Origin of the sequence: Pseudomonas fragi (assembly GCF_025426255.1) — a bacterium.
Lineage (GTDB): Bacteria > Pseudomonadota > Gammaproteobacteria > Pseudomonadales > Pseudomonadaceae > Aquipseudomonas > Aquipseudomonas kulmbachensis.
The window spans coordinates 3,369,033-3,387,261 of record NZ_CP104861.1; the positions used below are offsets into that span (position 1 = coordinate 3,369,033).

At 57.1% G+C, this 18,229-nt stretch carries 21 protein-coding genes and 1 pseudogene; 15 read left to right on the plus strand and 7 right to left on the minus strand.

What is annotated here, in order from left to right; all coding sequences use genetic code 11:
* Positions 1-286 precede the first annotated feature (286 nt).
* Entirely contained in the window at positions 287-565 is a 279-nt protein-coding gene (locus N7D90_RS15600) for a DUF3509 domain-containing protein (RefSeq protein ID WP_261738852.1), read from the plus strand.
* 142 nt (positions 566-707) lie between these two features.
* Here the strand turns inward: N7D90_RS15600 and N7D90_RS15605 are convergent, their stop codons facing one another.
* From N7D90_RS15605 to aroC, 3 genes are all read right to left on the minus strand, one after another.
* Positions 708-1,253, minus strand: a complete 546-nt coding sequence (locus tag N7D90_RS15605; RefSeq protein WP_261738853.1) for a 1,2-dihydroxy-3-keto-5-methylthiopentene dioxygenase — start codon at positions 1,251-1,253, stop codon at positions 708-710.
* Between the two features lie 195 nt (positions 1,254-1,448).
* Complete coding sequence (locus tag N7D90_RS15610; RefSeq protein WP_261738854.1) at positions 1,449-2,597, minus strand: MFS transporter; 1,149 nt, start codon at positions 2,595-2,597, stop codon at positions 1,449-1,451.
* 34 nt (positions 2,598-2,631) lie between these two features.
* Positions 2,632-3,723, minus strand: a complete 1,092-nt coding sequence (aroC, locus tag N7D90_RS15615; protein ID WP_261738855.1) for a chorismate synthase — start codon at positions 3,721-3,723, stop codon at positions 2,632-2,634.
* 190 nt (positions 3,724-3,913) lie between these two features.
* On the opposite strand from aroC, the gene N7D90_RS15620 reads away from it, so the two are divergent.
* Both N7D90_RS15620 and N7D90_RS15625 read left to right on the plus strand, forming a co-directional pair.
* Positions 3,914-4,912: an alpha/beta hydrolase gene (locus N7D90_RS15620; protein ID WP_261738856.1), complete on the plus strand. Its 999-nt coding sequence runs from the start codon at positions 3,914-3,916 to the stop codon at positions 4,910-4,912.
* 59 nt (positions 4,913-4,971) lie between these two features.
* Complete coding sequence (locus tag N7D90_RS15625) at positions 4,972-5,763, plus strand: hypothetical protein (RefSeq protein ID WP_261738857.1); 792 nt, start codon at positions 4,972-4,974, stop codon at positions 5,761-5,763.
* Between the two features lie 193 nt (positions 5,764-5,956).
* Here the strand turns inward: N7D90_RS15625 and prmB are convergent, their stop codons facing one another.
* The gene (prmB, locus tag N7D90_RS15630; RefSeq protein WP_261738858.1) at positions 5,957-6,865 is read right to left on the minus strand and encodes a 50S ribosomal protein L3 N(5)-glutamine methyltransferase; all 909 of its coding nucleotides are present in this window, start codon (positions 6,863-6,865) and stop codon (positions 5,957-5,959) included.
* 273 nt (positions 6,866-7,138) lie between these two features.
* Between prmB and N7D90_RS15635 the strand changes: the two genes are divergently transcribed.
* The 7 genes and pseudogenes from N7D90_RS15635 to N7D90_RS15670 all read left to right on the plus strand — a co-directional run bounded on the left by N7D90_RS15635 (position 7,139) and on the right by N7D90_RS15670 (position 11,293).
* Positions 7,139-7,729, plus strand: a complete 591-nt coding sequence (locus tag N7D90_RS15635; protein ID WP_261738859.1) for a cysteine hydrolase family protein — start codon at positions 7,139-7,141, stop codon at positions 7,727-7,729.
* A 140-nt stretch (positions 7,730-7,869) separates the two neighbouring features.
* Positions 7,870-8,190: a hypothetical protein gene (locus tag N7D90_RS15640; protein ID WP_261738860.1), complete on the plus strand. Its 321-nt coding sequence runs from the start codon at positions 7,870-7,872 to the stop codon at positions 8,188-8,190.
* A gap of 63 nt (positions 8,191-8,253) precedes the next feature.
* Entirely contained in the window at positions 8,254-8,811 is a 558-nt protein-coding gene (locus N7D90_RS15645; protein WP_261738861.1) for a Smr/MutS family protein, read from the plus strand.
* A gap of 378 nt (positions 8,812-9,189) precedes the next feature.
* Positions 9,190-9,507: a hypothetical protein gene (locus N7D90_RS15650; protein ID WP_261738862.1), complete on the plus strand. Its 318-nt coding sequence runs from the start codon at positions 9,190-9,192 to the stop codon at positions 9,505-9,507.
* Positions 9,508-9,986: 479 nt separating this feature from the next.
* A pseudogene (locus N7D90_RS15660) lies at positions 9,987-10,253 on the plus strand (site-specific integrase); the annotation flags it as partial.
* A gap of 22 nt (positions 10,254-10,275) precedes the next feature.
* The gene (gene folE / locus N7D90_RS15665) at positions 10,276-10,821 is read left to right on the plus strand and encodes a GTP cyclohydrolase I FolE (protein ID WP_019826593.1); all 546 of its coding nucleotides are present in this window, start codon (positions 10,276-10,278) and stop codon (positions 10,819-10,821) included.
* 100 nt (positions 10,822-10,921) lie between these two features.
* Positions 10,922-11,293, plus strand: a complete 372-nt coding sequence (locus N7D90_RS15670; RefSeq protein ID WP_261738863.1) for a glutathione S-transferase N-terminal domain-containing protein — start codon at positions 10,922-10,924, stop codon at positions 11,291-11,293.
* Positions 11,294-11,365: 72 nt separating this feature from the next.
* Here N7D90_RS15670 and N7D90_RS15675 read toward each other — a convergent pair whose 3' ends face one another.
* Both N7D90_RS15675 and N7D90_RS15680 read right to left on the minus strand, forming a co-directional pair.
* A complete protein-coding gene (locus N7D90_RS15675; protein WP_261738864.1) occupies positions 11,366-11,968 on the minus strand; it encodes a glutathione S-transferase family protein in 603 nt (200 codons plus the stop codon).
* A 10-nt stretch (positions 11,969-11,978) separates the two neighbouring features.
* A complete protein-coding gene (locus tag N7D90_RS15680; RefSeq protein WP_261738865.1) occupies positions 11,979-13,145 on the minus strand; it encodes a PLP-dependent aminotransferase family protein in 1,167 nt (388 codons plus the stop codon).
* 82 nt (positions 13,146-13,227) lie between these two features.
* Between N7D90_RS15680 and N7D90_RS15685 the strand changes: the two genes are divergently transcribed.
* From N7D90_RS15685 to N7D90_RS15695, 3 genes are all read left to right on the plus strand, one after another.
* A complete protein-coding gene (locus tag N7D90_RS15685; protein WP_261738866.1) occupies positions 13,228-13,668 on the plus strand; it encodes a MarR family winged helix-turn-helix transcriptional regulator in 441 nt (146 codons plus the stop codon).
* Positions 13,669-13,840: 172 nt separating this feature from the next.
* On the plus strand, positions 13,841-15,190 hold the full coding sequence (locus N7D90_RS15690; protein WP_410011848.1) for an NCS2 family permease: 1,350 nt from the start codon (positions 13,841-13,843) through the stop codon (positions 15,188-15,190).
* Positions 15,191-15,251: 61 nt separating this feature from the next.
* Entirely contained in the window at positions 15,252-15,878 is a 627-nt protein-coding gene (locus N7D90_RS15695) for a LysE family translocator (protein WP_261738867.1), read from the plus strand.
* A 175-nt stretch (positions 15,879-16,053) separates the two neighbouring features.
* Here N7D90_RS15695 and uraH read toward each other — a convergent pair whose 3' ends face one another.
* Entirely contained in the window at positions 16,054-16,407 is a 354-nt protein-coding gene (uraH, locus tag N7D90_RS15700; RefSeq protein WP_261738868.1) for a hydroxyisourate hydrolase, read from the minus strand.
* A gap of 374 nt (positions 16,408-16,781) precedes the next feature.
* On the opposite strand from uraH, the gene puuE reads away from it, so the two are divergent.
* Together puuE and uraD are read left to right on the plus strand one after the other, a co-directional pair.
* On the plus strand, positions 16,782-17,711 hold the full coding sequence (puuE, locus tag N7D90_RS15705) for an allantoinase PuuE (RefSeq protein WP_261738869.1): 930 nt from the start codon (positions 16,782-16,784) through the stop codon (positions 17,709-17,711).
* Positions 17,708-18,223, plus strand: coding sequence for a 2-oxo-4-hydroxy-4-carboxy-5-ureidoimidazoline decarboxylase (uraD, locus tag N7D90_RS15710; protein WP_261738870.1), 516 nt, complete (start codon positions 17,708-17,710; stop codon positions 18,221-18,223). Before puuE ends, uraD begins: the two co-directional genes overlap by 4 nt.
* Positions 18,224-18,229 lie beyond the last annotated feature (6 nt).

Here is an 18,229-nt window from a genome sequence, read left to right on the forward strand (position 1 = left end):
GCTCCACGTTCGTTACAAAAAAACCTAGTTTCCTGAGACGGAGCAAATGTGTCATCCCTTTTTTACTCAAGATGCTCATAGAGACAATTAATCAACGGTCAAAGATTGATACGCACATGGCAAAATGCAGGATGCACGATGCCCATTCATGCAGAATGCACGACTCATTGATTTGCGCAAAAATATAAGTAGCTGATTTTAAACGATTTTTTAAAAAATCAATGATGGCACAATCACTGCACCTTCTACTCCATACAAGCCCTTCAAGAGCTATGGAGCTGAACACATGAGCATGATCCAGGAAAAATTCGCATCGTTGTTCTCCAACCACACCGTGACCGTCAAGCCCCGCCCCGATGGCGGCGTGTTGCTGACCCTGTGTGACAGCGATGGCAAGCAGACCCAGCGCACACTTTCTTACGCGCAACTGCACACCGCAGAGCAATTGACTTGGGCCATCAGCGCTATTCGCCGCGACCTGGCGGGCTCAGCCAGTGAGCTGCCGACCATTTCGCTGCTGCAAAGCCAGCATCGCTTCGCCCTGCCGACTTATCACAGCCGCTAAACCGTGAATGCCACATACAAAAAAGCCAGCATTCGCTGGCTTTTTTACTGTGTGCAGCAGTCGCACCCCTGGAATGATCCAGGCAAACCGGATCATCTCCTGCAACAACATGAGCAGCGTGATGAGCAGCGTGGGAGCGTGATTAATCTTCGAGGCGCGGGAAATGATTGGCGATGTCTTCGCCAGTAAAGTCCGCGACCCAGCCTTCAGGGTTTTTGAACAGCCGGATGGCAACAAAATGCGGATGCTCGCCCATATCGAACCAGTGCCGCGTGCCTGCTGGCACTGAGATCAGGTCGTTCTTTTCGCACAAAACTGCATAAATATAATCTTCAATGTGCAGCGTAAACAGCCCACGTCCGGCGACGAAAAAACGCACCTCATCTTCGGCATGACGATGCTCATCGAGGAATTTGGCGCGCAGTTCGGCTTTTTGCGGGTGATCGCTATTGAGGCTGATCACGTCAACGGCGACATAGCCACCCTCGCTCATCAGCCGGTCAATCTGGGGGCGATAGGCGCTGATCACTTGTTCCTGACTGGCACCCGGCTGAATTGGCGCGCCCGCCTGCCAACGGTCAAAGCGCACACCCTGCTCGGCCAGCGTGGAGGCGATGTCTTCAAGGTGGGTCAGCACCTTGTTCGGTAGCTCGGGGCTCGATACGTGATAAACGGACAGGCTGCTCATGGGGCGTGGTTCCTCGGCTTCGGCGCGCACTCGGCTTTTACAGACCGCTCAGGCATACCGGTCAAATCAAGTGATGGGCTTCTTCACAACGAAGTCAGCGTTAACGATTGAGTACTGCGCGGGTTTTCAGTTCGCCTTCAAACAGGAGTTCGAAGGCTTCAATGATATCCAGGCTCAGGTGTTCACGGATAAGGCTCATGGCCTGTCCTCTTGCAGTCGAGTGCCAATGATAACGGCTGCGGCCAACGCTGCGAGGCTTGCCATACTAAAGGTGATAGCGGGGCCCAGCGTGTTCCAGCTGTAGCCGGAGTACAGCGCCCCCACAGCTCCGCCGATACCGGCCAACGTGGCATACAGGGCCTGGCCCTGCCCTTGTTGGCCGGGGCCGAAACTGCGCTGCACAAAGGTCATGGCCGATGCATGAAAACTGCCGAAGGTTGCGGCGTGCAGCAGCTGCGCCAACAACAGCACCCACAAGTGCTCGGCAAAAGACCCCAACAGCAGCCAGCGCAAGGCGGCCAGCATAAAGCTGAACATCAACACCCGCCGCACCGAGAACTTCAGCAGGATGCGGCGCATGGCCAAAAACATCAGCACTTCGGCAACCACCCCCAAGGCCCAGAGCAAGCCAATCACGCCACGGCTGTAACCAAGGTCTTCAAGGTGCAAGGTCAGGAAGGTGTAATACGGTCCGTGGCTCATTTGCATCAACGCGACACAGGCATAAAACGCCAGCACGCCCGGACTGCACAGCTGCTTTAAAAAACCACCCGCGATGAGCTTTCGTCCCTGACTTGAAGGCTGCGCGTTCGGCACCCAGAGGCTGCACAACACAATCCCGGCCATGATTACGATCAACGCTACCGGGTAGATATCCAGGCTCAGCCACTCGAACAGGCGCCCCAAAATCACCACGGTAAGAATGAAGCCGATAGAGCCCCACAGGCGAATCTGACTGTAGCGTTCAGGCTGCTCACGCAAGTGGGCGAAGGTGATGACTTCAAATTGCGGCAACACGGCGTGCCAGAAGAACGCGTGCAACGCCATCACCAGCGCCAGCCAGACGTAACTCTGGCTAACAAAAATCAGCGCAAAACTGAGCAAGGTACACAGCGCACCCAAACGCACGATCAACAGACGCTGGCCGGTGTAGTCGCCCAGCCAGCCCCACAGGTTGGGGGCCACGCAACGCATCAGCATCGGGATGGCAACCAGCTCGCCTATGCGTGCGCTGGAGAAGCCAAGGTGATGGAAGTACAGCGCCAGAAACGGCGCTGTCGCGCCGAGCAAAGCGAAATAGAAAAGATAGAACCCTGACAGGCGCCAGTAAGGAAGTGTCGCCACGGCCGTCAGACCGTAGCGCTCAACAGCCCTTGCATTACAACTGGCCCAGCACTGGTGTGCTCACTCGCACATCAGCGTTCTGGCCACGATGACGCAGCAGATGGTCCATCAACACGATGGCCATCATCGCTTCGGCAATCGGCGTGGCACGAATGCCAACGCACGGGTCATGGCGGCCCTTGGTGATCACATCCACCGGATTGCCATGAACATCGATCGAACGACCCGGCGTGGTGATGCTCGACGTTGGCTTGAGGGCCAAATGCGCAACGATCGGCTGACCAGACGAAATGCCGCCCAAAATGCCGCCTGCGTTGTTGCTAAGGAAGCCTTCAGGGGTCATCTCGTCGCGGTGCTCGGTGCCGCGCTGGGCAACGCTGGCAAAACCGGCGCCAATTTCAATGCCTTTGACCGCGTTGATGCTCATCAGCGCATGGGCCAGCTCGGCATCCAGACGATCGAAAATCGGCTCGCCCAAACCTGGAATCACGCCTTCGGCGACTACGGTGATCTTGGCACCGACCGAGTCCTGGTCACGGCGCAGTTGATCCATGTAGGCCTCAAGCTCGGGCACTTTGTCCGGATCGGGGCTGAAAAAGGCGTTTTCTTCGACTGAATCCCAGGTCTTGAACGGAATTTCAATCGGGCCCAACTGGCTCATGTAGCCACGAATCACGATGCCCTGGGTTGCCAGATACTTCTTGGCAATTGCACCTGCGGCTACCCGCATGGCCGTTTCGCGGGCCGAGCTGCGACCGCCACCACGGTAATCGCGCTCACCGTATTTGTGGTGGTAGGTGTAATCGGCGTGGGATGGGCGGAACAGGTCCTTGATCGCCGAATAGTCCTTGGACTTCTGATCGGTGTTGCGGATCAGCAGGCCGATGGCGCAACCGGTGGTGCGACCTTCAAAAACCCCGGAAAGGATTTCGACTTCGTCGGGTTCCTGACGCTGAGTCGTGTGACGACTGGTGCCGGGTTTGCGTCGATCCAGATCACGCTGCAAGTCTTCAAGAGACAGCTCAAGCCCGGGCGGGCAGCCATCAACAATGGCGACCAACGCCGGACCATGGCTTTCGCCAGCGGTGGTGACAGTGAACAGCTTGCCGTAGGTATTGCCGGACATGCAGGGCGCTCCGCGAAAATCAGCCGATTGAATTCAGCCCGGAATCTGTTTTTTTGTTGCAGCCACAACAAAGCATGAACAGATCCCAGATAACTAAGTGCGCCAGTATACGCAGGCTACCTCTGTAGTTCATCCTCGAACCTTACTCATCCGGGTTTGTCCAACCGGCACATTAGACAATGATGGCGCTATGATGCTTCGAATACTCTTTTTAGCACTGACCCTGTTCGGCACCCAGGCCCTGGCGGCCCCTCCTTCTAATGTCTTGCTGCGACCCATTGAGCTGGATACCGGCTCTGGCACTCTGTATGGCTCGTTGGTGCTACCCAAGAGCGACAAACCCGTGCCTGTAGTGCTGATCATTGCCGGCTCCGGCCCTACTGACCGCGATGGCAACAACCCTATTGGCGGGCGTAACGACAGCCTGAAAAAACTGGCATGGCGCCTGGCACAGAGCAATATCGCCAGTGTGCGCTTCGACAAGCGCGGCATTGCCCAAAGCCAGCCTGCCGGGCCCGACGAGCGTCAGTTGAACTTCGATCAATATGTCTCCGACGCCGTCGCTTGGGGCAACAAGCTCAAGAGCGACCCGCGCTTTGGCAAGGTGTTTGTGCTCGGGCACAGTGAAGGCGCACTGATCGCCAGCCTGGCAGCACCTAAAATTGGCGCCGCCGGGGTGGTCTCCATTGCGGGCACGGGACGTCCGGTCGGCGTGTTGTTGCGCGAACAACTGCAACGCAATCACCTGCCACCAGCCCTGCTCAAGCGCAGCTTTGAGCTGATCAGCACTCTGGAGGCCGGCCAAACCGACGACAACGTACCCACTGACCTGCAACTGGTGTTTCGCCCCTCCGTGCAGCCGTACATGGTCAGCCTGCTGCGCTACAACCCGGCTACCGCCTTTGCTGCATTAAAAATGCCGGCGCTGATCATTCAGGGCACTCACGACATTCAGGTTGAGGTCAAGGATGCGCGCCTGCTCAAGGCAGCCAAGCCCGATGCCGTGCTGACCCTGATCAATGGCATGAACCACGTGATGCGCATCGTGCCCATGGACATGAAACGCCAGGTGCAGTCGTACAACGATCCCAATCAGCGGCTGGCTGGTGAGTTGGGTGACCGAACTGTGCGCTTTATCACGAAAGTGAACGCGGGCCAGCCCTACAGTACTGCGCATAACGGCCGATAAACCTGTGTCGGCCGCCTTTGCTTAGCTGACATTTCGGGCTAGCACAGGATTGAGCCGCTATGAGCGACACCCCATCACAACCCGCCGGGCCTGAGACAGCGGCAACGCCCGAAGCACCGCCGCTGCCTTGGGCTGACGTGCAACCTGAGCATTTCAGGATGCTGCGTCTCGCCCCCTTGCAGACCGACCGCAGCACGGGAGCGCGGCCCTTGCGCTTCGTGCAGTTCGGCTCTGCCGAGCGCCACAGCAAGGAGCTCAGCCTGCTGCGCCTGACTCTCTCGCTGCCTGGCCAGCGGGTACGCAGTGAACAAAACCATCTTGACGTGTGGGTCGACCACACCACCCGCCGCGTGCGTATCAGCCCTGAACGCGGTTTGCAGGTAGAACCGCTGAACCGCGGAATTGGCCGTTTTCTGCTGGCCCAGGCCGTACTGTGGGCGCAGAAGAGATGGTCGCAGTACCGCATTGCCGGAACCGACCTGCCCAGCAGGGACGCGTTGAACGAAGACAGCCGCCTGCGTCGCGATCATTTCTTGCGTGTGCATGGGTTTGATGTGGTGTATGCCGACGCCCAGTATCTGAAAGCACGGATCGAAGACGTGCTGGTAGGCGAACTGCTGGACAGCTGGAACGCCGAAAAGCTGCAGATTCTGGACATTCTGGAGGCTGCGCACATGCTCCAGCAGGCCGAACAGAACCTGCTGGAACAAGATGTAAAACTGCGCGAAAAAGATGAAAAACTCAGCCGATACCAGCGCGAAGAGACTGGCCTGAGATTTACCATCACCTGCCTGGTGGCCTTTACGGTCTTCCAGGCAGGCTTGTTGATCTGGATTGCGACCCACCGCTGATACTGCAGCCTGAAGCCCTGTAGCCCTGTAGCCCTGTAGCCCTGTAGCCGCTGACGAGTAGAACGAGGCTGCGTCCGGCTGCGCAGCAGTCGCAAACCCTGAGTCCCGGACTCAACTGGCACACCATAACGCCTGATTTCACGACGACTACGTCGCCGATCGCTGCCTCGCCGGAGCTCGACAGCGGCTACGATCAAACCCGCGAAGCAAACAACGCTTGATGCTCACGGCACTGCTCGGCAGTCAGCATAAACACGCCATGACCGCCGCGCTCGAAATCAAGCCAGGCAAAATCAACCTCCGGGTACAGCGACTCGACGTGAACCTGACTGTTGCCCACTTCAACAATCAGCAGGCCCTTCTCGGTCAGATGATCAGCCGCCTCGGCCAGCATCCGGCGCACCAGGTTCAGACCATCATCGCCGCAGGCCAGGCCCAGTTCCGGCTCATGCTGGTACTCGGCAGGCATGTCGGCAAAATCTTCTGCATCGACATACGGCGGGTTGGACACGATCAAGTCAAAGCGCTGCCCCGGCAAGCCATCAAAGCCGTCGCCCTGAACCGTGTACACACGCTCGTCGACACCATGGCGCTCAATGTTCTGATTGGCCACTTCAAGGGCTTCAAAGGACAAGTCCGCCAGCACCACTTCAGCGTTCGGGAACTCATAGGCGCACGCAATGCCGATACAACCCGAACCGGTGCACAGGTCGAGAATGCGCGCAGGCTCAGTGCCAAACCACGGTTCAAAGCGTTTTTCGATCAACTCACCAATCGGCGAACGCGGAATCAAGACGCGCTCGTCAACAATAAACGACATGCCGCAGAACCAGGCCTCACCCAACAGGTAGGCAGTAGGTACACGCTCTTCAATCCGGCGTTTGAGCAGATGTTGCAGATTGACCAGCTCATCGTCTTCAAGACGGCAATCGAGATAACTGTCCGCGATTTCCCACGGCAGGTTCAATGCACCCAATACCAGTTGACGGGCTTCGTCCCAAGCGTTGTCGGTGCCATGACCAAAGAACAGATCTTCCCCATGAAAGTGGCTAACGGCCCAGCGAATATGGTCGCGCAGAGTGCGCAGGCGGGAAGTGATCAATGGTCTTACTCCTCAAAATCGATTGCCGATTCTAACAGCCAAACCTCTACGCGCCAAAGTTGTGCCGGACGGTTAGACGCAAGACCGTTTTAAAATGTAAGACCACCTGCAAAAAAATGGCAAAATCGCTCCACTTTGTACATTTTGCGGCTCTGGCGCTGCTCCTTGACATGGCTACAGGCCAACAACCACGCCGCTTACACGACAGGCCATTCACATAAACGCTCCGCCAGTGGAGAATGTCGCAAAAGCCCCATTCAAAGGAGCCCCCGAATGCCCGCTTTAAAGACGATGTTTCAACTCACAGGACGTGGTTATGCCGCGGCCAACCTGAGCAACGCCAGCCTGCTGATCATCGATGCGCAAAATGAATACCTGAACGGGCCACTGGCCTTGTCCGGTATGGATGCTGCCACCGCCAACATCGCCCTTTTGCTTGAGGCGGCCCGCAAGGCCAAGCGTCCGGTAATCCATATCCGTCACCTGGGCACCGTAGGCGGCATGTTCGACCCCCAGGGCGAGCGCGGTGCTTTCATCAAGGGCCTGGAGCCCCAGGGCGATGAGCTGATTATCGAAAAACGCATGCCCAACGCTTTCAACGACACAGGCCTGCAAAAGGCGCTGGAGAACCTGGGTTCCCTGGATGTGATCGTCTGCGGTTTCATGAGCCATTCCAGCGTCAGCACCACCGTGCGAGCAGCCAAAGACTACGGCTTGCGCTGCACCCTGGTTGAAGATGCGTGCGCCACCCGGGACCTGCCTACTCCAGATGGCATCATCAGTGCGGCGCAGGTTCAGAAAGCCGAAATGGCGATCATGAACGACAACTTCGCCACCCTGACGCTGACTCAAAACCTGATTTGATCTGAGCCCACTTCCGAGGGCGGTCCCCCAACCGCCCATCTGCAACCATCTACCTGCACGCGCGCCCAATTTCACGACACTCAGGAACAACCTGCCCATGTCCCTGTCGAAGGGCCGATACCCTTTAAGGAAAGATCGGAATGAAGATCTCCGATGGTTTTGATGCTCGACGCTTACGCCCAAAGGCACACAGCAACTGGCGTGCACGCCTGACTCTGACGTTTGCAGCCCTGCTGGCCCTGTTTGGCGCGCTGTTGGCGGCTGCGGGTGCTACCAGCCTGATTGGCCATCCAAACGCCCTGGGCGAGCTCAACGCCAGCCCCGCAGGCGCATCGTTGGTACTGGTGCTCGGCTTGCTGATCTGCTGGCTAGGAATCTGGATGTGGCGTCGCCGACGTCGCCTTATGCGCCAACCGCTCGGGCTGAGTATGGCTGCGCACTTGATGAAAAAGCACGACTGAAGCATATCCGCCGCCCGATCGTCGTCGACTTGGGTAAACTAGCCGCCCTTCGCGGAGGCTGACATGCAAGACGACGACTTTTCCCTGTTCAAAACCGAAATTCGCGGTGTTAAACCGATCAAGCATGATCGGGCCGACACCGGCAAACCCAAAGCTGACCGTGCGCAGTTGGCCAAATTGCGCCAGTCAGCCACCGTACGTACCAATGCGACCATCATCGACGGCCTGTCTGACCAGTTCGTGATTGATGTGGGCCCCGAAGATCAGCTGAGCTGGTCCCGTGACGGCGTACAAGAAAGCCAGATGCGCAAGCTCAAGCTCGGGCAGATCAGCTTCGAAGGCAGCCTTGACCTGCATGGCATGACGGTCGAAAAAGCCCGCGAAACCCTTTGGGAGTTTCTCGGCGAAGCCACCAAACTTGAAGTTCGCTGTGTACGCGTTACTCATGGCAAGGCCGTGCGCCTGGACGGCAAGCGCCCGATGATTAAAAGTCACGTCAATACCTGGCTGCGCCAGCATTCACAGGTACTGGGCTTTTGTTCCTGCCAGGCCAAACACGGCGGCGCCGGCGCCGTATATGTGATGCTCAAGCGCACCATGATGGAAGGTCGCGACGAGTAACAGCCTGTCATCAAGCTTGCAGCGTTGTGCCTGACTACCAGAATCAGGCAAAGCGCCTTCTGCGCGCACCCTCCCCTCGTTCAAGGCGCCCTGCCGACTTTCACATGTTCTTCACTCATTGGCCGTTAATCTGAAAACGATGCCCCCCTTGAGCCTGGCTCCGAATAGCCGTGCATCGATACAGTCTTCACCGGTGAGCAACAAGTCAGGACAAGGCCGTTCAGCGGTATAGCCCTATCCGAAAATGACTCTCGCGCCCAATACATCTCTTCATCGAAGCCCGGTGCGGGGACCTTTTCAGTTGGGCCAGGAAACCTGCCAGGCTCCAGCTACCGGCTTACGTGTACAGACCCATTACAATTAACAGGACATGCCGTCATGCCGTTACCCGTCACGCCGTCTTATGAGCACTGTTTACGTGAGTTATGCACCGTCTCAGAAGACACGGCACAACTGGCCGCCCGAATTGCTGTCGAGCTTCATCCGCAAGTGGTGTCCACCTCCCCCGCGGCGCTGCAGACGCAGTTGTTCCACCATATGCACGCAATAGGCTCGCAGCAGTCGCGCTGCGTGTCGCGATTGGCCGGCTGGTTGAATACCTTGGCCAGGCAAGGCGGGTTATCGCACAAGCAAGCTGCAACATTTCTGACTGAAGCCGCTGCCTTGGCTGGCCCCTCGGGCGTCATTCCAGACTGAAGCTCCCCGCTAATAAAACAAACAAAACTACAGCATTGTAGTGGTCAACTATAAGTCACTTGAATTGACCAAAACTTGCCTGCAACTTTTGCACACGGCCTTGCAAGGTAAAGCCATGCCTGTATTCGTGATCGATAATGACTCCAGGGATGCGAGCAGCGACGAGCGCAATCCAGGGTATGACTTACAAGATAAAATGACCGCATTGAATTACAAAATAGCGTGTCTACCCGCGCGAAAAGTATTCACGCACCTCGATCATATTCAGAGCGGTACGGCTTCAGCCACAGGGGGGTATTCTGACAACCACCGAAGAATCAAAATGCATAACCAAATCACCGGCAAACTGCAGCAGTTGAATCGCTCAACAGCTCAAAACATGATGCCCGCCCCTTTCAAAACGATGCTGACTGGCTCTACGAGCCCACCAAGCTTGCCCAACGTACGCAACCGTAACAGTCGACCATCGATCAGGCATAACCGCCAACTTTTTTCAGGAAGCCCGCTCAAAACTGCAGATCAGGGTGCGCAGACAATACAACTGCAGGCACACCTAAGCTACCATGTGCCCCATGGCAGGCATGAACCCTGCGTTTATCGCCAATCAGCTAGGCCACAGCGTACAAATGTTGCTACCAACGTATGCTAAATGGCTAAATTCCAGCGCAGACTGGAGCGAGCTCGGGAAACTCGAAAACAGCGTGATTGGTATAAAATTGGTACGACCCGATGAGGTGCCACTCTGAAACCCGCATGGAATATAGTCCTGTGACACTGGAACAAAACTACACCGCGATCCTCGGTCAACTCGGCGAAGACGTTTCCCGTGAAGGCCTGCTGGATACGCCAAAGCGTGCAGCCAAAGCCATGCAATACCTTTGCCGTGGCTATGAGCAAACCCTGGAAGAAGTCACCAACGGCGCCTTGTTCAGCTCTGACAACAGCGAAATGGTGCTGGTGAAAGACATCGAGCTGTACTCGTTGTGCGAACACCACCTGCTGCCGTTTATCGGCAAGGCCCACGTCGCTTATATTCCGAGCGGCAAAGTGCTGGGCCTGTCGAAAGTGGCACGCATTGTCGACATGTACGCTCGTCGCCTGCAGATCCAGGAAAACCTGAGCCGCCAAATCGCCGACGCTGTGATGCAAGTCACCGGCGCCTTGGGCGTTGCAGTGGTGATTGAAGCCAAGCACATGTGCATGATGATGCGCGGTGTCGAGAAGCAAAACTCGTCGATGATCACTTCGGTGATGCTGGGTGAGTTCCGCGAGAACGCGGCCACGCGCAGCGAGTTTCTCAGCCTGATCAAGTAACAGGCATACCGAAAAAGGCCGGCGTTTATCGCCGGTTTTTTTCGTCTGCGTGTTTTCAGGTAAGCTGCGCCTCTTCTTTCTTGCCCATGAGGCTTTTACTGTGTTTATCAAAGCGCTTCGCGTAGGCCTGGGTCAGCTCATCATCGCTGGCGATTTTATTACCCGCCCGAGCAAAAAAAAGCGCCCAGCTGCCGCACAGGCGCAGGTTGATCAAGCTGCAAAGGGTCTGACCCTGTACCAGTTCCACGCCTGCCCGTTCTGTGTAAAAACCCGCCGCACGCTGCGCCGCCTGAATGTGCCGGTAGCTCTGCGTGATGCCAAGAACAACGAGCAGGACCGTCAGACCCTGCTGGAACAAGGCGGCAAGATCAAAGTACCGTGCCTGCGCATAGAAGAAGATGGCAAGACCACCTGGATGTATGAATCCAAGGTCATTATTGATTACCTGAACCAACGGTTTGCCAACGTTTAAGCTGCACTTTCAGTGAGAGCGAGCCTGCTCGCGAAAGCTTCTGACACCTTCGCGAACAGGCTTTAGGGGATTTTAGTCAAGCATCCCCACATGCCGCGGATGGCTGGCCACCCGAGCAAGCCAGGCCTGAATACCCGGATAGCTGCTCAGATCAAACCCGCCCTGATCAGCCACATGGGTGTAGGCATACAACGTCACGTCCGCAATCGAGTACTGCTCACCCACCAGATATGGTGTGCGGTTGAGCTGTTGCTCCATTACGTCCAGCGCCTTGTAACCGCGTTTCTGCAGCTTGCGGTATTCCGCCAGACGCTCCTCAGGCAGCCCCAGGTAGAACTGGATAAAACGTGCCACCGCGATATAAGGCTCATGGCTGTACTGCTCGAAAAACTGCCATTGCAGCACTTGCGTGCGCAAACGCGGCTCCGCGGGCAAAAACTCGCTACCGTCGGCCAGGTAGTTGAGAATCGCATTGGACTCCCACAGGCACGTACCGTCTTCCAGTTCCAGCACCGGCACCTTGCCGTTGGGATTTTTCGCCAGAAATTCCGGGGTTTCGGTTTCGCCCTTGAGAATATCCACCGCGAACCACTGATACTCAAGACCCAGCAAATGCAGCATCAGCTTGATCTTGTAGCAGTTGCCCGAGTTGTAATCGCCATAAACCTTGAGCATCGCGCCTCCTTTAGGCCGCCTGGGCAGCCTGTGCCTGACGAATCACGTTAGCCAGGCGCTTGAGACCTTCGTGCAGACGCGCAGGGTCGATGTGACTGAAGTTCAGGCGCAGGCTGCCAACGTTCTGGTCCGGGTTGGCGAAGAACGGTTCACCCGGCATAAATGCCACGTTCTGCTCCAGTGCAGGCTTGAGCAAGGTACGGGTATCAAACGGCTGCTTGAGGGTCAGCCAGAAGAACAGCCCGCCCTGCGGTACATGCCAATCGGCCAGATCCGCGAAGTGTTCTTCCAGCGCCAGCTGAAAACCGTCACGGCGCACGCGATAGAAATCACGCAGTTCGGCCAGATGGTTGCTCATTTTCTCGGTGCCGATCCACTGCAGAGCCTGCCATTGACCGATACGGTTGGTGTGCAGGTCTGCCGATTGCTTGAGGCGCAGCAGGTGCGGGAACAGGTCCGGGCTGGCAATCAGGAAGCCAACGCGCAGGCCTGGCAACAAGGTTTTGGACACGGTGCCGGTGTAGATCCAGCTGGCTTTTTTCAAGCGGCTGACAATCGGCGTGGCGCTGCCACCGTCGAAATTCAGTTCGCGGTAGGGTTCGTCTTCAATCAGGGTCACGCCGAACTCATCCAGCAAAGCCGCTACCGCGTCGCGCTTGGTTTCGCTGTAACGCACGGCAGACGGGTTCTGGAACGTCGGGATCAGGTAGATGAACGCTGGCTTGTGTTTTTCCAGCTGCACACGCAACGCGGCCAGATCCGGGCCATCGGCTTGCAGCGGGAAGCTCAGGCACTCGGCGCCGAACAATTGGAAGATTTGCAGCGCCGCCAGGTAGGTCGGCGCTTCGAGCATGATTTCAGTGCCCTTGTCGATATACAGCTTGGCAGCCAGATCCAGCGCTTGCTGCGAGCCACTCAGCACAATGACCTGGCTCGCATCGCAATCAACACCCAGTGCGCGGGCCTCTGCGGCCAGCACTTCACGCAATGCCGGTTCGCCTTCGCTCATACCGTATTGACCCATCGAGGCTGGCATATCGGTCCAGTCGACTTTGGGCAGCATGGCCTCGGCCGGTAGCCCGCCAGCGAAAGACATGACTTCCGGACGTTGGGCCGCAGCCAGAATTTCACGAATCAAAGAGCTTTTCAGGCGGGAAACACGTTCGGAGAAGGCCATACAGATCACCGGTAGCGGAAGTAATTGGAAATAAGTCAAACTGGTTGACCGAAACTACGCCGCGAAGCCTAGATACGTCAATATGCTTGACCTTAAAAATCCGACCACTCAGCGCGCCGCCATGGAAGCCTTCTTCTTTGGCTATCAAGCATTTACCGCCAAGGCGGACGAAATGCTGGCACGCCGTGGGCTAAGTCGGGTGCATCAGCGCATTGTTTTCTTTATCGCCCATCACCCCGGTGTAAGCGTCAAGGAACTGCTGACATTGCTGGGTGTGAGTAAACAGGCCCTCAACACGCCATTACGGCAGTTGATCGAAATGGACCTGGTGCGTAGCGTCGCGCCCGAGACCGACAAGCGCAAACGCCTGCTGGAACTGACCGCTGACGGCGTGACCTTCGAGAAAAACCTGCGCCGCGAGCAGGTCAAATTACTCCAGCGAGTGTTCGCTCAGGCGGGTGACGAGGCGGTTAACGGCTGGTTGGCGATCAATCTTGCATTGGGCCAAAGCCGCCACGGCTAACCTGCGGGGTAGCCGACCCGGCACTTCGTCCACAATTTAGAAAACATTATTTGCTTTATTTGTATACAAAAGCATAATTCATCTCGCCTGCGTTCTTGACCTAAAAGTCAATAAACCTGTCGCCCGCCTCACCCAGTGCCCTTAAAAACAATAAAAGCCTGAGGAAATTACCGTGGACAGCCAAAAGTATGAAATACCCGTCGCTGAACTTTCACCTCCCTCCCCCCGTGGCTGGCTGGAGCGTCTGTTCAAACTGTCGCTGCATGGCACCACGGTCAAAACCGAGCTGATCGCCGGGCTGACTACCTTTATCACCATGGCCTACATCATCTTCGTCAACCCCAACATCATGGCTGATGCTGGCATTGATCACGGCGCCGCCTTTGTCGCGACCTGTATCGCCGCCGCCCTCGGCAGCCTGCTGATGGGGCTCTACGCCAACTGGCCGGTAGGGCTGGCGCCAGGCATGGGCCTGAATGCGTTTTTCACCTACACCGTGGTCGGCACTATGGGCTACAGCTGGGAGACGGCCTTGGGCGCGGTCTTTGTCTCCGGCGTGCTGTTTCTGATTCTGACCCTGTCGCGGGTACGCGAATGGCTGCTCAACAGCATTCCCGTCAGCCTGCGTTATGCAATGGGCGCAGGGGTGGGCTTGTTTCTAGGGATCATCGGCCTGAAAACCTCGGGCATCATCGTCGACAGCCCGGCAACCCTGATCAAGCTCGGTTCGTTGCGCGACCCTGCCCCGCTGCTGGCCGCCGTGTGCTTTTTGATGATCGCAATTCTCAGCTATCACCGGGTTTTCGGCGCGATCCTGATCAGCATCATCGCCGTCACCCTGGCCGGTTGGGGCCTGGACCTGGTGCACTACAACGGCATCATGTCAGCGCCGCCAAGCCTGGCGCCAACCTGGATGGCCATGGACCTCAAGGGTGTGTTCAATATCAGTATGATCAGCGTGGTACTGGCCTTCCTGTTTGTACACATGTTCGACACAGCAGGCACCCTGATGGGTGTGGCCCAGCGAGCCGGGCTGGTCAAGGCAGACGGCAAGATCGAGAATCTGTCACGGGCGCTCAAGGCTGACAGCGCCTCCAGCGTGTTCGGCGCGGTGGTCGGTGTACCGCCGGTCACCAGTTACGTCGAAAGCGCCGCGGGTGTCGCAGCAGGCGGGCGCACCGGGCTTACCGCCGTCACTGTGGGCGTGTTGTTTGTGGCCGCGATGTTCTTTGCCCCACTGGCTGGCATGATCCCCGCTTATGCCACGGCAGGCGCACTGATTTACGTCGCGATGCTGATGATGGGCGGCATGCAGCACATCAACTGGGACGAACCCACCGACTGCATCCCGGCGATTGTGACCGTGATCATGATGCCGCTGACCTTCTCGGTCGCCGACGGGATCGCTCTGGGTTTTATCAGCTATGTCGCACTCAAGGCGGGCACCGGCAAACACCGCGAAATATCCGTCAGTTTGTGGGTGCTCTGCGCTATTTTCATCGCCAAGTTTATTTACCTGTAAACCGGGCGGTATCAACCGGCTCCGCCAATGAAGCGGGGCCTTTGTTGCATGGGAGGAAGTGATGAGTCTGGAAACCTGGCTGCTGTTCAGCAGCGCGGCATTGGTGGTAATCCTGATTCCGGGGCCATTGTCGTTATTGATGATCAGCAACAGCTTGAACTACGGGTTGCGTCGCTCGTATCCGGCCTTTCTGGGCGGTGTGTTTGCCTCGATTTGCCTGCTCAGCGCCTCGGCCCTGGGTCTGGGCGCCTTGCTGCTGGCCTCGGAAAAACTCTTCAGCGCCCTGAAGATCGTCGGTGCGCTCTATCTGTTTTACCTTGCCTGGCAAAGCTGGAAACAGTCGCGCCAGCCGGCCACCGTCACCAATGTACCTGAAGCCGCACCAAAACCGCGCTTCAGCGCCCTGTTTGGGCGCGCGTTTGTACTGGGTGCGAGCAATCCAAAAGACATTCTGTTCTTTGCCGCCTTCCTGCCGCAATTTCTGAACCCCAACCTGCCCTTCCTCAACCAGTTGCTGGTGATGATCGCCACCTGGACCGTGCTCGACCTGCTGTGCAAGCTGGCTTATGGCCTGGGTGCACACGGTGCGGCGGGCTATCTGCGCAGCGGCAAGGGCCAGAGCTGGTTCAACCGCGTCAGTGCCGGGCTGTTTGGCGTGGCGGGCACGGCGTCGCTGTTGAGCCGCTGATACAGCACCGCATTTGTGGGAGCGGGCTTGCTCGCGATACGGGCGACGCAGTTTTTCTGGATGACCGCATCGACGCCATCGCGAGCAAGCCCGCTCCCACAGCTTATTTGTTTGCGGGCAAAAAAAAGCCCGCAGTGTGAGCGGGCAAAAAACCACATGCGCAGATCGAAAACTTTTAGCTCCCGCGATAAGTCGAGTAGCTGTACGGCGAAATCAACAGCGGTACATGGTAGTGATCCTGCTCGGCACTGATCCCGAAACGCAGCACCACCACATCCAGAAACGCAGGTGCAGGCAGCTGCACACCCCGCGCGCGGTAGTAATCACCGGCACTGAACTGCAACTGATAAACCCCGGAACGGTACGTATCACCTTCCAGCAGGGGCGTATCGCATCGGCCATCGTTGTTGGTCAGCGCCGTCGCCACCAATTCCAGCCCTGAACCTTCTACCCGATACAGCTCGACCTTGATCGAGCTGCCCGGGCAGCCGTGTGCGGCATCCAAAACGTGCGTAGTCAAACGTCCCATAGATTGTGCGACCTCCCGAGTCGGTGAATAAAACTGGAGCTGCACCCCTTTAGCGCACCAAAAGGCTCAGCGAAGACATGATTAAGACATTTATCAAAAAAATTGTACACAATTAAAAAGCACAATCCAGCCTCCCCCTTGAACCACGCGGCCTACATGCCATTTCTTGGCAAAGCCACAGTGGCCATAGACCTAACCCCCATAAACTGACCAATCAGGCAAGTTTCTTGCAAGTACTATTTCAGCAGCAGACATGGTAGAAATAGGAAAAATCAGGGTTACAAATTGATTGCAAAGTTGTATACAATTAATCCATCACAGTGACGCCAGGTCTGGCCAATCGACTGTTAACACAAACAATAAGGAAGACTGTAGTGAGCGCTGACTACCCACGCGACCTGATTGGTTACGGTCCAAACCCTCCGCACCCGCATTGGCCGGACAACGCCCGCATCGCCCTGTCTTTTGTACTCAACTACGAAGAAGGCGGCGAGCGCAACATTCTCCACGGTGACAAGGAGTCAGAAGCCTTCCTTTCGGAAATGGTTTCGGCGCAGCCGCTGCAAGGCGAGCGCAACATGAGCATGGAATCCCTTTACGAGTACGGCAGCCGCGCAGGCGTTTGGCGAGTACTCAAGCTGTTTCGAGAATTCGATATCCCGCTCACCGTATTTGCCGTCGCCATGGCCGCCCAGCGCCACCCGGATGTGATCCGCGCCATGGTTGACGCCGGGCATGAGATTTGCAGCCACGGTTATCGCTGGATTGACTACCAGTACATGGATGAAGCCCTCGAGCGTGAGCATATGCTCGAAGCGATCCGCATCCTCACCGAAATCAGCGGCGAACGCCCGCTGGGCTGGTACACCGGCCGCACCGGCCCCAATACCCGGCGTTTGGTGATGGAAGAAGGCGGCTTTCTGTACGACTCGGACACCTATGACGACGACCTGCCCTACTGGGAACCGAACAACCCTACCGGCAAACCGCATCTGGTGATCCCGTACACCCTGGACACCAATGACATGCGCTTCACCCAGGTGCAGGGTTTCAACACCGGCGAGCAGTTTTTCCAGTACCTCAAGGATGCTTTCGATGTGCTGTACGCCGAAGGCGCAGAGTCGCCGAAGATGCTATCGATCGGCCTGCATTGCCGCCTCATTGGCCGCCCTGCGCGTCTCGCCGCCCTCAAGCGTTTTATTGAATACGCCAAGGGGCACGAGCACGTCTGGTTCACCCGCCGCGTGGACATCGCCCGCCACTGGCACGCCACCCATCCTTATGTTGCAGAGACTGCCAAATGAGCACCTTCAAGACCCTCAAGCCTTCAACCCTGAGTCGTGAAGCGTTCGTGGCGGCCTTTGCCGATATTTACGAACACTCGCCCTGGGTTGCTGCAAAAGCCTTCGACCTGGGCCTGGACAGCAGCGTCGACGCCATCGAGGCCCTGCACCAGCGTATGAGTGACATTTTGTTGAGCGCCGATCACGCCAGCCAGCTGGCATTGATCAACGCTCACCCGGACCTGGCAGGCAAAGCAGCCGTCCAGGGCCAACTTACCGAAGCCAGTACCCATGAACAGGCTGGCGCCGGTATTCACCAATGCACGAGCGATGAGTTCCAACGCTTCACCGAGCTGAACGACGCCTACAAAGCCAAGTTCAAGTTTCCCTTCATCATGGCGGTAAAAGGCAGCGACCGGCACCAGATCCTCGCCGCGTTCGAGACACGTATCCACAACCCGGCAGACGTCGAGTTCAAATGCGCGTTGGCAGAAATCAACAAAATTGCCCTGTTCCGATTGCTCCAGCTCTAAGCCGAA

Bases quoted from the DNA above. Each gene is read 5' to 3' on its own strand.
- N7D90_RS15640 (WP_261738860.1), top strand. From the start codon at position 7,870: ATGAAGATCTCCGATGGTTTTGATGCTCGACGCTTACGCCCAAAGGCA.
- aroC (WP_261738855.1), bottom strand. From the start codon at position 3,723: ATGTCCGGCAATACCTACGGCAAGCTGTTCACTGTCACCACCGCTGGC.
- N7D90_RS15600 (WP_261738852.1), top strand. From the start codon at position 287: ATGAGCATGATCCAGGAAAAATTCGCATCGTTGTTCTCCAACCACACC.
- N7D90_RS15620 (WP_261738856.1), top strand. From the start codon at position 3,914: ATGATGCTTCGAATACTCTTTTTAGCACTGACCCTGTTCGGCACCCAG.
- N7D90_RS15635 (WP_261738859.1), top strand. From the start codon at position 7,139: ATGCCCGCTTTAAAGACGATGTTTCAACTCACAGGACGTGGTTATGCC.
- N7D90_RS15675 (WP_261738864.1), bottom strand. From the start codon at position 11,968: ATGCTCAAGGTTTATGGCGATTACAACTCGGGCAACTGCTACAAGATC.
- N7D90_RS15605 (WP_261738853.1), bottom strand. From the start codon at position 1,253: ATGAGCAGCCTGTCCGTTTATCACGTATCGAGCCCCGAGCTACCGAAC.
- N7D90_RS15680 (WP_261738865.1), bottom strand. From the start codon at position 13,145: ATGGCCTTCTCCGAACGTGTTTCCCGCCTGAAAAGCTCTTTGATTCGT.
- N7D90_RS15650 (WP_261738862.1), top strand. From the start codon at position 9,190: ATGCCGTTACCCGTCACGCCGTCTTATGAGCACTGTTTACGTGAGTTA.
- N7D90_RS15645 (WP_261738861.1), top strand. From the start codon at position 8,254: ATGCAAGACGACGACTTTTCCCTGTTCAAAACCGAAATTCGCGGTGTT.
- N7D90_RS15625 (WP_261738857.1), top strand. From the start codon at position 4,972: ATGAGCGACACCCCATCACAACCCGCCGGGCCTGAGACAGCGGCAACG.
- N7D90_RS15685 (WP_261738866.1), top strand. From the start codon at position 13,228: ATGCTTGACCTTAAAAATCCGACCACTCAGCGCGCCGCCATGGAAGCC.
- uraH (WP_261738868.1), bottom strand. From the start codon at position 16,407: ATGGGACGTTTGACTACGCACGTTTTGGATGCCGCACACGGCTGCCCG.
- uraD (WP_261738870.1), top strand. From the start codon at position 17,708: ATGAGCACCTTCAAGACCCTCAAGCCTTCAACCCTGAGTCGTGAAGCG.
- N7D90_RS15695 (WP_261738867.1), top strand. From the start codon at position 15,252: ATGAGTCTGGAAACCTGGCTGCTGTTCAGCAGCGCGGCATTGGTGGTA.